The following is a 13,027-nucleotide window of genomic DNA, read 5'->3' as shown; positions in this document are numbered from 1 at the left end:
TGTGGAGATAGCCTAATAAATTAGAGTTCGATAGAACTCTTTACTTAGGAATCCCCCTCTTCTAAACGAAGTGAAAGTGGGGGTAGTTCAATGCGTTTGTTTTACCTGTTAGAAAAAAACGGACGAAAATCTCACCGTTACGAAAAGAAAACAGTCTTTGATATCTTAGGTGTTGTGTATGATTGTACGTTGTCACAAAGTTTCCAAGTTGCATAATATTTTTAAAAACACCTATTTAATAGGTTTATTTGTTATGCACATCTTTAGTGTAGTCGTAGAAATTTCGAAAAACACATTCACATATACCCTCTTGTCCCCCTTAGCTTGATGGGTATGGGGTATCGTCAGCATTTCGAAAAACCCCCACGCTAAGCAAAAAAAAACAGCCCCCACAAGAGAGGCTAGTTGACGTAAAATTCGTTATCGGTAATAAAGAGAATAACTTTGTTTTATTATGTTAGAAAAGGGAGCCTTGCTGCTTCAAAGTGCGTACCACGTGGCTCAGGTAGAATTATACCATTAGTAGTACTGAAAACAGAGATACTCACTTCATCTCTAGCTGCTAATTTTAAGATAGCAGAAACACTTGCCTCATCACCCGTTTCAACTGGATTTGCACCAAAAAAGCCATTATCAGTTACTATAGGAATGCCGTTTACCCGGATATTAATTACAACTCTATAATTTGCTGTCACATCATTAGGGAAAAATGCAACACTTGCTATAATCGAATATACTCCATTTTGTTTTAGAGTAAAAGTTGATGTACCAGGGTCATATTCATTGTTTAGATCAAATATTTCATCTGGATATAAAACTGGAAATACCGGAGTTACTGCAGAAATACTTTGTTCTGCAGTAACATTTACAGCCCTAAACGCTGATTGTGGGAATCCTTCCTGAATAGGAACAGGAAACGCACAAGGATTGAAATGCATTTTATTTTTTGATGACATAAATAATCAAGCCCCTTTGTTTACATTTAATATATTAAATGTAAAATAGGTCTGTTTTTCTTGTATACTTGTCTCTACTTGCACAAGGAAAAGCAATAATATATATCGTATACATATAAAGTTTACATAAGGCATCATTATCGGTAGTTAATTAAATAAATTATGATAGATCCCATCACAATATCACCGCCTATAGTTAGGGGACCATATAAAACACGATCAGATAGATCATCTGTTTTATGGGGGTAGCAGCTTATCGTTATTCATATTTCTCTGACTGTATCCTTTATTTATCAGAGTCTTTTAATATAGTCTTTTCTTTAGGAGGGAAGAATCAAGCTAGCCACAACTCCTGCATGGTCAGAAGGCCATAGTGCCGTTGGTGTACGATCCTCTTGCTCTTCTCCTACAACGTCCACTTTTTCAACTTTGAAATCGCCTCGAAAGAGAATCAAGTCTATTCTAACAAATAGTTGCGAGATCAAATTTAATACATTAGCATCTTGGCAACATGTTAATCCATTGCCTTTTCCTGCGATAGTCCATGTATCTTTAAATCCAGCATTTATCAAAAGATTGTAAGATGGACCACTGCCGTCAGAATTTGAGTTGAAATCCCCTATGAATACTAAGGGAAGATCAGTCGCTCCCGGGCCAGTTAAAAGTTCGCGAGCTTGAGCGAGTTGTATTGGAAGTGTTTGGGGGATCTCAGGTGTAACGGGTTGTAAATGAGTATTTACGAGTCTAAATTTCTTTCCGGATATTTCGACATCAACAGATATAAAACCAAACAGGAGTTTTTCAACATTACCGCCAACTGGAACAGGAAGAAAAGCTTCAAAAATCTTTGTTTGTATATTTGAGAACTTAAGTCCTGAATTTTTTCGCACCAAAATCGCATCTCGATCTACAAATCGAACGTTGAAGCCGGTGCTACTAGGTAACGTAACATCCGTAGTGTCTACTATTGCTAAAACTTCATAATGCAATCCTCTTTTTTCTAACTCCTTGAGAAGGATCGAAACAAAATCATACTCTACTGCTACTTCAGAATTTTGAGGTAACAAAAGTTGCCATATTGCTGCTTCTTGAAGACCTATTATATCTGGTTTTTTTCTTGCAATTTGATCAGCAATAGCCTCTGCTCGTACCGGAAAATTTGTTGCTTGAAACAGTGTAAAGACCTCAGTAACACGTTGTGGTAGTTGCTCTGGAGTGGTTCCTACTAAAGGCGATAAGATAGTTCCAAAATAGATGTTCCATGTCATGATCGTTAGTGGTCCTTGGGGTTCTGGAATCGGAGGGACAGCAGGTGGAAAAGCAGGAAAAAGTCTATGACAGCATCTTTGTTTTGAAAAATATGAGTTCAAAACAATTCATCTCCTTTTTTTCGAAATTTAATATAATTATTTATATTCGAATCTAGTACTTTGGCTTGTATGTTTGTTTACGCCTAATAAAATTCATGATGTATATCTTATACATATAAGGTTAACATAACGTCCTATTATCAGCAGTTATCAAATCCCCGAAAGCATTTATACCAAGATTTTTCCAGCCTTCCGTTCCTTCCGCTGTATGCGGGATTTCATACAATACTGTTGCAACAGTATTTGACAGTTCAAACTGTTCTTTTAGCTTGCATGAAATCCTGCGTATTCTTAGCAGATAAAATCCGCGTTTTGCGGTCAGTACCCCATGCCCATCAAGCTAAGATTTCGAAGTACCCCCAAAACGATAAAATAAGTGTTTTTGTATTAAAGTTGCAAAGGATTTTGCTTTGAAGTATTTTTCTTTTTGAAGTTGTTAGATGAGGATCATATATCTTAACAGATTAATTTTTTGTATTATAAAAAAATTCCAATATTCACATAGATACTAATAGGTGATATTATATAAAAAATAAATGCGATGAAGAGAAGAGTAGATAAATTGGATTCTATACAGAGAGCTCCAGTAGCTGAAAAGGAGCAAGGGTACTTTATTGAATGAAACCTCTGAGCATCACATCGGAACTTTTTAGAAAAGGGGTGGTGTGACGGGAGCTCCCGTTATAGAGCTAGGGTATAAGCATTTTTCATAATGCCGTACTTGATAAGGTTAATATGGTGACATATTAACAAACTGGGGTGGTACCACGAAATTTAAAATCTCGTCCCCAAGACTTAAGTCTTGGGGGTGGGATTTTTTTATTGTATAAACGATACTTTGATGAATTCTATGAAATGTAAAGGAGGAGATTTTTATTTTCACTCATAAAATTGATGACAATGTAAAATTAAAGATGTTAGATTTGCAAGACACAGAGAAATTATTCACACTAACTATAAATTCCATGGAGCATTTAAAAAAATGGTTACCCTTAATTGCAAATAATAAACAAATTGAAGATACAGAAAGCTTTATAAAATCAACAATGAAACAATTTGGTGATAATAACGGGTTTCAAGCAGGAATTTGGTATAATGGGGAAATTTCAGGTGTAATAGGGTTTCATAAAATTGATTGGCATAACAGATCTACAAGCATAGGATATTGGTTAGGGAAAGATTTTGAGGGTTCAGGGTTAATGACAAAAGCATGTAGAGCTTTTGTCAATCATGCTATTACTGAGTTGAATTTAAATAGGGTAGAGATTCGAGCAGCTGTAGAAAATTAGAAAAGTAGAGCTATTCCAGAGAGGCTTGGTTTTATTAAGGAAGGTCGAATAAGAAAAGCAGAATGGCTCTATGACCATTACGTTGATCACATTGTTTATGGAATGTTAGCAGAAGATTGGATTGGAAATTAATCCTTTATTCAATAAAACAGAAACTATAAATTCAAATTATTCCTTGAATGGGTATCTATCCCATCTTCAGCAAGACAATATTTTAGTGTTGCGTCTTTAAAAACTCAAAAAAAATCCACGATAGTCAAGTGGTTGTGTAAAAATCAACTATAATAACCTAATAATATGTATTATATAAAATTCATATGGAACTAGTATTAATAAAAGTATAAAAGGTGAGAGAATGATTCGTACATTTAACTTAGAGGATACTAATTATATAATTAATTCACATTACGAGCTGTACAATAAGGAATATAATTATGATTTATCTTTTAGAGATTTTATTGCAAAAAATATGGAAGGCTTTATAGTAAGGGCTGATAACTTAAAAGAAAGGATATGGATTTTAGAAGTTGATAAAGAACGAAGGGGTTCAATAAGTATAAAAAAGGTTAATGAAAATGTGGCACAATTAGGGATGTTTCTTGTTGATCCAAATTTAAGAGGGGCTGGGTTTGGAAATCAATTGGTACAAAAGGCAATTCATTTTTGTCGACAGACAAATTATAAGACTATCATACTCTGGACTAACAATGATCTTAAAGCTGCAAGACACATTTATGAAAATAATGGATTTAGATTAATAAAAACTCGAAAACAAACCTTGTCTAATCAAGAACTTCTTGAAGAACTCTGGGAATTATCTATTTAGAGATTCTGCTTCATTGCTATCAATTTCTTTTTCGTTTGATGATGACAAGATGTGAATAATCAAGATAAAAGGTCATCCGCTAAATTTAGCGGATGACCTTTTATCTTCCTCGATGTTTTGCTTTTCGCTTTTGAATTTTCAGTTGTCTTTTTTTTCTTTTAATTCTTCTTTTTTTTGACGTGTAATACATTTCTTCGTTTTCTTTTTTTGTTCTAATTCTATTCTCAATGCTTCATACGATTTGTTAGAAACTCCTTGATTTTTCATCTCTTTAGCTGCTAATTTTATCAACCTTTTAGGATTGATGGTCTTCTTTTTTTTGTTATCAATAGAGTTTTTAACACCTGATGTACTATTTAATAACGGAATCAAATCATGAAAAATAAAATCCAATACTTCACTATCTTTAGGTTCTGATCTAAAAGTATATTTACATACCTTCAATTTATTATTTTCCATCATTTCAACTATTCCAATCCAAAATTGTCCATCAAAATAAATTGTAAGTTTCATTGAAAATCCCCCTTTTTACTACATGAGTAATGGACATCCCAGGGGGGAAGGTTACTGACAATAATTATTAAATTATTGCGTTCGGACTACCAACCGAACTGTGTTTTTTTACTCTATACTTATTATATTTCAAAATTCAGATTTGTAAACATTTAGATAATATCAACTAGGTTAAATTTTTTTTTTGTAACATCTACAAAAGTATATTCGAATAATCATTCATTAAATTTCTTACTAATCCTCCAAAATTATTTATCACGAGGGAGAAGTACGGGACCTTTTAGTTAAGAAATTACTTATTCTCGAAAACAAAAAACGAATTAAATCTCCAGAAAATAATTGTAAAGATATAAAATTTTATAATTCCCTCGGAACAAAAAAATTGTCTTTTATAGCAACGAATTTCATTTTTATCGTTTTGGGGGTAGTTGCTTTTCTTAGCTTAATGGCTATGGGTCAGTACCCCATAAAGAAAAGACACTCATATATGAGTGTCTTTTCCGATAGTTTTTTTAGCAGAAGCAAGAAGCTCCAACTATGATTAATAGAATAAATAATACAACTAATAAAGCAAAGCCGCCGCCACAACTACTGCAACTACCACCAAAGCCCATTTTAATCTCTCCTTTGAGTAGGAGGGGAAAATTAAGGTCACTCATGTATTTTAATGGATTCACTTTACTTTATGTTTTTAGGTATGAATTGAGCAGGTCCTTTTAGAAATAAAAAAAGACACCCTAAGGCGCCTCCCTTGATTTGCTAATCTAGTTTGATTGTATTACTTATTAGAATTGTATATGTATGTTACTGCGACTATAATAGCAGAAATAATGAATACTGTAGCTTTGAAATAAAGTTTGATCATTTTTGTGATCTTTCCTCCATTAAAGCGCCCGATTGCGGAAAATCAAGAAAATGATTATGATTGCTGCTTATAGCTTGTTGAACTAACGCACCCGTTACTTTAAGTGAATTGATTCACAATTTTACTGGGAATTTACCTAAAAAAGCTGAATTAACTTAATAAAAAAAGGACTCCCTTTTTGGGAATCCAATTCATTCAGTGTCACTTTGGTTAAAGTCTAATCTTCTCGGTTCGCAACACTGTCATTAGCCTCATCGGCATCTTCGCCGACTGTGTTACCCATCGCTCCTCCTGCAACAGCTCCTGCAACGGTACCAAGTGGACCAAGAACAGAACCCAAAGCAGCTCCAGCGACAGCACCGACACCAGTTCCTACCGCTTCGCCAGCATCATTATCGACACGGTTACGTTCGTTTTTATCAGCCATTCATCTCACTCCTTATTTAGAATAGGCAAGTGCTTTCCAGCACAATACCTTACATATTTTTCCCTATAAGGACAGATTTATGTGAAGTTTAAATCTGTCCGTAAAACTTTGCAATCCCCAAAAGTGCCTCTCCCTACTTGATCCACACAAGCTTTTTCTTGCAGAACAAATATATCTGGGTTCCCACGCAATTCTATTTCGCTACATCTATTTATAAAGTTTAATTAATTTAATGTGAATTTTACAAAGAAAAAACACCCATATAAGAGTGTCTTTTCCAATAGTTTTTTTAGCAGAAGCAAGCAGCTCCAACGATGATTAATAAAATAAACAATACAACTAATAAAGCAAATCCACCAGCAAAGCCGCCGCCACAACTACCACCAAATCCCATATTAATCTCTCCTTTGAGTAGGAGGGGAAATTCAAGGTCACTCATGTATTTTAGCGGGTTCACCTTACTTTATGTTTTTACGCATTAATTGAGCAGGTCCTCTTGAAATAAAGAAAAGACACCCTAAGGTGCCTTCCTCCGACTTGAACCATCTTAATTTCAATAATATGTATTGGACTCCCATCCGAATATTATTTTACCATATTAAGTAATATTGGTTATTGAGAAAAAAGAAAAAGCCTTATATAGAGGTACCGCCACATCTCCATCAACCTAGGAAAAGCAAATACCCCAAAATGAGAAAATTGGTATTTCCAGGTGAAAATGTACAATTTTCTCGTTTTGGGGCGTTATAAAATGCTTAAGTTGATGGGCATGTGACGATACCCCATCGCTATCAAGCTAAGCTTAGGAAAGGTCAGTTCCAGGAAAAATTTTTTTCTTCTTCAAAAAAACCAGTGTAGATCATGAGAAATTCTGCATATTAAATAAACCCTAACGGGCTTCATTTTTTTATTAAGCTGCTTGATTGTCCGACATGGTACAATTGTATACAACACCTAATATATCAAAGACTGTTTTTTTCTCGTATCGGTGGGATTTTCGTCCGTTGCGCTGTAGGAGGTTAAACAGACGAAGGAGAATCTTTGATAATTCTTGGGTGTCTTTTTGTATGGAGTGAAACAGAAGAGAAAAATAATCTTTAACCATATATATGGCTTTATATTCACTCAGCTCTTGTTTCTTCTTCATGAGAAGTAACTTCCGCATTTGAAACATAATAGAGGAACAGAGTAGAATGGCAATCAATTGCCCATACAAATGGCATTCCAATCGTTCTCGTTTTATCTTTTTACAATGATGAATGTGAAAGAATGATTTCCACGTTTTAAATAAAATTTCGATTTGCCAACGTAAAGAATACCAATCATGTACTTGTCCCATTGGGACAATATCTGTAGGGGTGTTTGTCATATATACATTGATACCACTGAGTCGTTTACTATGAGGAGAATACTTCATTCCTTTCTTTTTTTCTCTTACAGTTTGATCTTGTAATCGTTTTTGTTGTTGTTCTTTTGTTAGTCGATGAACAATCACACGAGTTGGTATTTTATCAATCATTCCTACATAAGCATCGGATATTTCACATGTTTGTCCTGGCTGAAGAGAGTTCATTAAGACCTCCATATCTATTTGTATATACTCTGTACCTTTCTTGATTCTTCCATCTTGAAAATAATCAGGGGTGGGATTTTTTTGATAAATACGTGTATTCGACTTGATACGAGAGATATAGTAAGCCTTTTTATCGTGTATATGTTGTAGATCTTTTAAATGAAAATAACCTAAGTCTCGAATACATAAATCATTCGCTGTTAATGTCGGAACACACAAAGAACCGTATGTTCGATCATGCTGTTTACCAGGACCTGTATGAATATGTAGGAACTTTCCACTTAATAAATCATACTCAAGTTGAATCTTTACCCCCGCTGTATGGCTGCATCCTCCTGCACCTGGATAAACAAATGAAAAAGAATCTGGGAGTTGAAATGCGGTTGAATCTAAAATACGAATACGTTTGAAAACAGAAGTATATGGAGAAGAAAGCGGCATAGATGAGGTTAATTTTTGGTTTAGTAGTTCAGCTAATACGTGTTGTAAAAGTTGAACGGCCGCTTTATTAAATCGTTGATTCAGTCCCTCAGGACTGATGAGCACTTCTGTTGATGCCTCTAAACAGCTAGATAACTGGATTAAAGAAGTCGTAGCGACATTTTGGCTCATCCATACACATAAAGCGACTAAATCTTTTGCTTGGTACTTACTTGTTAGTTGCACAAAGCCAACATCTCTAGCAAGATTTCGTAAGATATTAGGAGATAAAAAGCTTTGAATTTCTTGAGCAAATAGTTGTAATTCATCAGATACAGAAATTGACATACAAAAACACTATCCTTTCCTATGATTCTACAGAAAGAATAGCGTATTTTTTCATTTTATGGGGGATTATATACTTTTTAAGTTAATGGGCGTAAGGTTAGTCCACCTTTTAAAATCAATATTTACCAAACAGGTCTTAACCTAGATGATAAATTACCTTCATTTGCTTCATAAACTAATTTTGTTAAATCTTCTTTGAGCATTTGCATTCGTTCAGCACCTATCTTTTCAATCCAGCGCTGTTCTATCTCAGCTATTATCTCTTCTTTTGTTTTCATTACTAACCAACCTCGTTCGGTTAAAACAATAATTTTCCCTCTCTTATCAGTGGGATGAGCTTGGCGTATTACATAACCACGTTCCTCAAGATAATCTATCATTTTACTCACAGCTTGCTTTGTAATTCCTAAATACTCAGCTAGTTCTATCCCTGTTGCTCCATTAGGAATAATACGTTTAAACATAAAACCATGTGCAGGTCTAATATCTCCAAATCCCAACTCACTTAATCTGTCATGTAGTTCATCAATCAATGTACTATAAGATAATGATAAAAGTGATGTAAGGTCCAATTCATTAAATACTTGATGATTCATATTTAAAACCTCCTTAAACAAAGTCAATCAAATTGACTATATTTGAATTTCATTGTACTATACTGAATATAGTCAATCAAATTGACTATATTCAGAGTGTAAAAGGAATAGATTCACCGAAACAAAAATTAATAAATGATGGAGGTTTCTCATGGCTAATATCGTTAAAATTAGAGCAAGTGCATTTATTCCAATGTCTTGGACTGAACCTAAGAAGGATATTCAAACAGGAAACGTAATCGAATTCGAAGGTGACTCACGTGAATTTACACCTTATGCTGTAAATGCTATGCGTTCCAGAATTGAACAAGAAGTAGTTGTAGATTTTTACAAAAAAGAAATTTTCACATATGCGAATACGGGTTTAACAACAGAAAGAGTCACAACTCCAGATGGTTCCGTTCATAAAAGAACAGGAAAAGCGAGTACAGAAAATATTTTGTGTACGAATATTGTATGGAGTTCTGATGACGTCAAGTTTCAAATGAGTGCAAGTGCTAGCAACCCATTAAATGTATATGCACCTCCCGCTGATTACCTATTAACTGTACATGTCAAAAAAGATGGTACTATTGATATTGAAGGTACACATGACGGATTCCCTTGCTATGAACTTTATAAACAAACAGATTTTGGTCCGTTTGAAGAAATTCATACACATGATTTCAGAGAAACTGGTGATACAGCTGAAGCTCTAGGTGGAGAAATGGAGTATAGTTTTAAAAAGATATTGTAAAGACAATGTGTTGCCACATTGTCATCGAACCAAGATAAAATAAATTCTTTGTAGTAAGTATGCCGATACAATTCAAGCGTATATTTTATCCAACATTTATAACTTATATAGTTACAAATAAAAAAGGAAAAGTGGGGGAACGTATATATGACTGTAAAAATTAAAGTTTATTCTGATTTTTTATGCGCATTTTGTTTTTTAGCAACAGGTCCTTTGGATGAGGTTGTAAAGGAAAAAGATGTAGAAGTAGAATGGATGCCATTTGAATTGCGCCCTAGTCCAGCTCCGAAAATTGATCCACGGACACAACCTCGTGTAATGGAAGCTTGGAATTCATTTATTTATCCTACTGCTAAAAAGTTAGGATTAGAAATAAAGTTACCACATTTTCGTTCGTATTCGCACTTTGCGTTTGAAGGTTATCAATTTGCAAAGGAACATGGAAAAGGAAATGAATTTCACCATAGAGTGTTTATTGCACATTTCCAAGAGGAACAAAATATTGAAGACATCGAAGTGTTAACAAAATTGGCGGAGGAAGTGGGACTTTCTCAGGATGCATTTAAAGAAGCATTAGTATCACGAAAGTACCGAGAAATGCATCAAAAAGCTATAAAACATGCCCATCAAGAAGCACAAATTATGGCTGTTCCAACGTTCATTATTGGTGACGAGGTCATTCAAGGATTTACTAGTAAAGAAATATTAACAAAGGTGATTAGTCAAGAACTAGAAAAGGGTAAGGAGAATGAGTTAGCTGGACTGCAATGTACTGTAGATGGAGATTGTTAATGCTAGATTGGATTAGTGGAAAAATATAGATTAACAAAAATAAAGTCAATTAAGTTGACTTTATCGAAAATATATTGTAATATGCACAATGTAGTCAATTTAGTTGACTACATTGTTTTTGTTATAAAATAAATGGGCTACCCCTTTTATTAAATAAATAATAACAACGTAATAGCAAGTAACAGGAGGGAAAAAACATGACGACAGTTTTATTTGTAAAAGCAAACAATCGTCCAGTAAATCAATCAGTTAGCGTAAAATTATATTATGCTTTTTTGGCAAGTTATAAAGAATCTCATCCAAATGAGACGGTAGTAGAGCTTGATTTATACAACGAGGAATTGCCATATGTAGGAGTAGATATGATTAACGGCACATTTAAGTCTAGTAGAGGATTTGATTTAACAGCAGAAGAGGCAAAAGCAGTAGCTGTTGCTGATAAATATTTAGATCAATTCCTTGCAGCTGATAAAGTTGTTTTTGGTTTCCCATTATGGAATTTAACAATCCCAGCTGTATTACACACATATATTGATTACTTAAACCGCGCGGGAAAAACATTTAAATATACGTCAGAAGGTCCAGTAGGTCTTATTGGAAATAAAAAAATTGCATTATTAAACGCAAGTGGCGGTGTATATTCTGAAGGACCAAAAGCTCCAATGGAAATGGCTGTTAAATATGTAGCAAGTATGATGGGCTTCTTCGGTGCAAAAGATATAGAAAAAATAGTAATTGAAGGTCACAACCAATTCCCAGATAAAGCAGAAGAAATTATTGCTGTAGGGCTTGAAAAAGCGATTAAAGTAGCAAGTAAGTTCTAATTAACAAAACGCTTGTCACTCTATATGGCAGTACCAACACTTTTATAGCGGGTGGTACTGCTTTTTTATTTGCTTAGCTCGCATCAATCGGGCAGTAAGGCCCCAATTGATGCGAGCTTTCCATTCTCAACTTATTAAACGAAAGAAAGCAGGATTACATTACAATGGAACGTTTATGGACAAAAAACTATATAATGCTGACCATTACAGCATTATTACTATTTAGTGGTTTTTATTTACTCATGCCAACACTACCTATGTTTATTAAACAATTAGGTGGAAGTGAATCTCAAGTTGGATTTATTATTGGAGTGTTTACAATATCGGCAGTCATTTTACGTCCTATTGTTGGCGGATTAATGGATCGATATGGTCGACGAGTATTTATAATAAGCGGACTACTATTTTTTGCAATTACCATGTATTTTTACGATTGGGTAGCAGGAGTTATATTTTTAGTAGTATTACGTATCCTCCATGGAATGAGCTGGGCAATCGCTACAACTTCGATTGGAACGGCTGTGACTGATGTGATTCCACCATCTCGTCGCGGAGAAGGAATGGGATGGTATGGGCTTGCAATGACTTTAGGCATGGCTTTAGGACCAATATTAGGTCTTTGGGTAGCAAAATCATTTTCATTTCATTATCTATTTTTTCTATGCACAGTATTATCACTTATTGCATTCATTCTTGCACTTGGTACAAAAATTCCAGCGGTTCAACATACATCAAAACAACCAATATCTTTTTTTGAAAAAACAGTCTTACCAATTGCTATTGTGACATTTTTCTTATCTCTTACTTTTGGTGGCATTACAACATTTTTACCACTGTTTGCGGCAAAGATTCAAGTGAATGCTGGTACTTTTTTCTTAGTTTATGCTGTCACGCTTATAGTAATTAGACCAATTGCAGGGAAAATATCCGATAAGCGTGGAGAAGGGATCATTATTGTTCCTGCGCTTTTTATAATGATAATTGCACTACTCGTCCTAGCAATGACAAAAGGGATTGTTGGACTCGTTATAACAGCTATTTTGTACGGAATTGGATTTGGAACAGCACAACCAGCTCTTCAAGTAGCAACGATACGATTAGCTTCAACAGAGAAAAGAGGAGTAGCGAACGCTACATTCTTTACTGCTTTTGATTTAGGGATTGGTTTAGGCTCTATGCTTCTAGGATTTGTTTCACAGCTCATGGGATATCAAATGCTATTCATTGCTTGTGCTGTCTCTGGTTTTGTTAGTCTGTTAATTTTTATTTTGTTTGTAAAAAAGACGCTAACATAACTTTTAAACTTACGAAAAAAGCGCTATTCTTTTTGTAGAAATATACAGAAAGGATGGCGTATTTTTTCATTTTAAGGAAATTTAGTTTTGTTAGCTTGATAGCGATGGGGTAGCACCACACATCCATCAACTTAACGTATATTTTTATACAAAATGCGGTCTTTCCACGTAGTTTTTTATTATCTTTTATAGATGTT

General features: G+C 34.4%; 13 protein-coding genes, 2 pseudogenes and 1 other annotated feature. Of the genes and pseudogenes, 7 read left to right on the top strand and 8 right to left on the bottom strand.

Going from position 1 to position 13,027, the window contains the following annotated elements:
* Positions 1 to 90: 90 nt before the first annotated feature.
* Positions 91 to 216 (top strand): annotated as a pseudogene (locus MR065_RS27530) (hypothetical protein); the annotation flags it as partial.
* 236 nt (positions 217 to 452) lie between these two features.
* Here MR065_RS27530 and MR065_RS26165 read toward each other — a convergent pair.
* The gene (locus MR065_RS26165; protein WP_242215621.1) at positions 453 to 956 is read right to left on the bottom strand and encodes a C1q-like domain-containing protein; all 504 of its coding nucleotides are present in this window, start codon (positions 954 to 956) and stop codon (positions 453 to 455) included.
* Positions 957 to 1,276: 320 nt separating this feature from the next.
* Positions 1,277 to 2,326, bottom strand: a complete 1,050-nt coding sequence (locus tag MR065_RS26160; protein WP_242215619.1) for an endonuclease/exonuclease/phosphatase family protein — start codon at positions 2,324 to 2,326, stop codon at positions 1,277 to 1,279.
* Positions 2,327 to 2,858: 532 nt separating this feature from the next.
* Positions 2,859 to 3,119: a binding site (T-box leader), on the top strand.
* An 82-nt stretch (positions 3,120 to 3,201) separates the two neighbouring features.
* Here MR065_RS26160 and MR065_RS26155 point away from each other — a divergent pair.
* Both MR065_RS26155 and MR065_RS26150 read left to right on the top strand, forming a co-directional pair.
* Positions 3,202 to 3,747, top strand: a pseudogene (locus tag MR065_RS26155) (GNAT family N-acetyltransferase).
* Positions 3,748 to 3,970: 223 nt separating this feature from the next.
* Positions 3,971 to 4,441, top strand: a complete 471-nt coding sequence (locus tag MR065_RS26150) for a GNAT family N-acetyltransferase (RefSeq protein ID WP_242215617.1) — start codon at positions 3,971 to 3,973, stop codon at positions 4,439 to 4,441.
* A 138-nt stretch (positions 4,442 to 4,579) separates the two neighbouring features.
* Here MR065_RS26150 and MR065_RS26145 read toward each other — a convergent pair whose 3' ends face one another.
* From MR065_RS26145 to MR065_RS26120, 6 genes are all read right to left on the bottom strand, one after another.
* Positions 4,580 to 4,954 carry a YjdF family protein gene (locus MR065_RS26145; protein ID WP_242215615.1) on the bottom strand — a complete coding sequence of 125 codons (375 nt, stop codon included), beginning with the start codon at positions 4,952 to 4,954 and terminating at the stop codon, positions 4,580 to 4,582.
* A gap of 512 nt (positions 4,955 to 5,466) precedes the next feature.
* On the bottom strand, positions 5,467 to 5,568 hold the full coding sequence (locus MR065_RS26140; RefSeq protein WP_000505688.1) for a YjcZ family sporulation protein: 102 nt from the start codon (positions 5,566 to 5,568) through the stop codon (positions 5,467 to 5,469).
* A 468-nt stretch (positions 5,569 to 6,036) separates the two neighbouring features.
* On the bottom strand, positions 6,037 to 6,246 hold the full coding sequence (locus MR065_RS26135; RefSeq protein WP_098991341.1) for a glycine zipper domain-containing protein: 210 nt from the start codon (positions 6,244 to 6,246) through the stop codon (positions 6,037 to 6,039).
* A gap of 289 nt (positions 6,247 to 6,535) precedes the next feature.
* Positions 6,536 to 6,640: a YjcZ family sporulation protein gene (locus MR065_RS26130; RefSeq protein WP_000505684.1), complete on the bottom strand. Its 105-nt coding sequence runs from the start codon at positions 6,638 to 6,640 to the stop codon at positions 6,536 to 6,538.
* A 516-nt stretch (positions 6,641 to 7,156) separates the two neighbouring features.
* On the bottom strand, positions 7,157 to 8,587 hold the full coding sequence (locus MR065_RS26125) for an IS4 family transposase (protein WP_242215613.1): 1,431 nt from the start codon (positions 8,585 to 8,587) through the stop codon (positions 7,157 to 7,159).
* Positions 8,588 to 8,709: 122 nt separating this feature from the next.
* Complete coding sequence (locus tag MR065_RS26120; protein ID WP_242215611.1) at positions 8,710 to 9,183, bottom strand: MarR family winged helix-turn-helix transcriptional regulator; 474 nt, start codon at positions 9,181 to 9,183, stop codon at positions 8,710 to 8,712.
* A gap of 151 nt (positions 9,184 to 9,334) precedes the next feature.
* Between MR065_RS26120 and MR065_RS26115 the strand changes: the two genes are divergently transcribed.
* From MR065_RS26115 to MR065_RS26100, 4 genes are all read left to right on the top strand, one after another.
* On the top strand, positions 9,335 to 9,919 hold the full coding sequence (locus tag MR065_RS26115) for a DUF3238 domain-containing protein (protein ID WP_242215610.1): 585 nt from the start codon (positions 9,335 to 9,337) through the stop codon (positions 9,917 to 9,919).
* Between the two features lie 147 nt (positions 9,920 to 10,066).
* Entirely contained in the window at positions 10,067 to 10,711 is a 645-nt protein-coding gene (locus MR065_RS26110) for a DsbA family oxidoreductase (protein WP_242215608.1), read from the top strand.
* Positions 10,712 to 10,908: 197 nt separating this feature from the next.
* Positions 10,909 to 11,535, top strand: a complete 627-nt coding sequence (locus tag MR065_RS26105; RefSeq protein WP_002123221.1) for an FMN-dependent NADH-azoreductase — start codon at positions 10,909 to 10,911, stop codon at positions 11,533 to 11,535.
* A gap of 164 nt (positions 11,536 to 11,699) precedes the next feature.
* Positions 11,700 to 12,830 carry an MFS transporter gene (locus MR065_RS26100; protein ID WP_242215606.1) on the top strand — a complete coding sequence of 377 codons (1,131 nt, stop codon included), beginning with the start codon at positions 11,700 to 11,702 and terminating at the stop codon, positions 12,828 to 12,830.
* Positions 12,831 to 13,027: the final 197 nt, after the last annotated feature.

Source organism: Bacillus cereus group sp. BfR-BA-01383 (genome assembly GCF_022663495.1).
In the GTDB taxonomy this organism is placed as follows: Bacteria; Bacillota; Bacilli; order Bacillales; family Bacillaceae_G; genus Bacillus_A; species Bacillus_A cereus_AU.
Note: the sequence above shows the minus strand (reverse complement) of the source record. Positions and strands in the feature narration are given on the sequence as shown.

Excerpts from the sequence above, each read along its gene's own strand:
- MR065_RS26130 (WP_000505684.1), bottom strand. The coding sequence starts at position 6,640 with ATGGGATTTGGTGGTAGTTGTGGCGGCGGCTTTGCTGGTGGATTTGCT.
- MR065_RS26165 (WP_242215621.1), bottom strand. The coding sequence starts at position 956 with ATGTCATCAAAAAATAAAATGCATTTCAATCCTTGTGCGTTTCCTGTT.
- MR065_RS26110 (WP_242215608.1), top strand. The coding sequence starts at position 10,067 with ATGACTGTAAAAATTAAAGTTTATTCTGATTTTTTATGCGCATTTTGT.
- MR065_RS26125 (WP_242215613.1), bottom strand. The coding sequence starts at position 8,587 with ATGTCAATTTCTGTATCTGATGAATTACAACTATTTGCTCAAGAAATT.
- MR065_RS26100 (WP_242215606.1), top strand. The coding sequence starts at position 11,700 with ATGGAACGTTTATGGACAAAAAACTATATAATGCTGACCATTACAGCA.
- MR065_RS26145 (WP_242215615.1), bottom strand. The coding sequence starts at position 4,954 with ATGAAACTTACAATTTATTTTGATGGACAATTTTGGATTGGAATAGTT.
- MR065_RS26150 (WP_242215617.1), top strand. The coding sequence starts at position 3,971 with ATGATTCGTACATTTAACTTAGAGGATACTAATTATATAATTAATTCA.
- MR065_RS26140 (WP_000505688.1), bottom strand. The coding sequence starts at position 5,568 with ATGGGCTTTGGTGGTAGTTGCAGTAGTTGTGGCGGCGGCTTTGCTTTA.
- MR065_RS26120 (WP_242215611.1), bottom strand. The coding sequence starts at position 9,183 with ATGAATCATCAAGTATTTAATGAATTGGACCTTACATCACTTTTATCA.
- MR065_RS26105 (WP_002123221.1), top strand. The coding sequence starts at position 10,909 with ATGACGACAGTTTTATTTGTAAAAGCAAACAATCGTCCAGTAAATCAA.
- MR065_RS26135 (WP_098991341.1), bottom strand. The coding sequence starts at position 6,246 with ATGGCTGATAAAAACGAACGTAACCGTGTCGATAATGATGCTGGCGAA.
- MR065_RS26115 (WP_242215610.1), top strand. The coding sequence starts at position 9,335 with ATGGCTAATATCGTTAAAATTAGAGCAAGTGCATTTATTCCAATGTCT.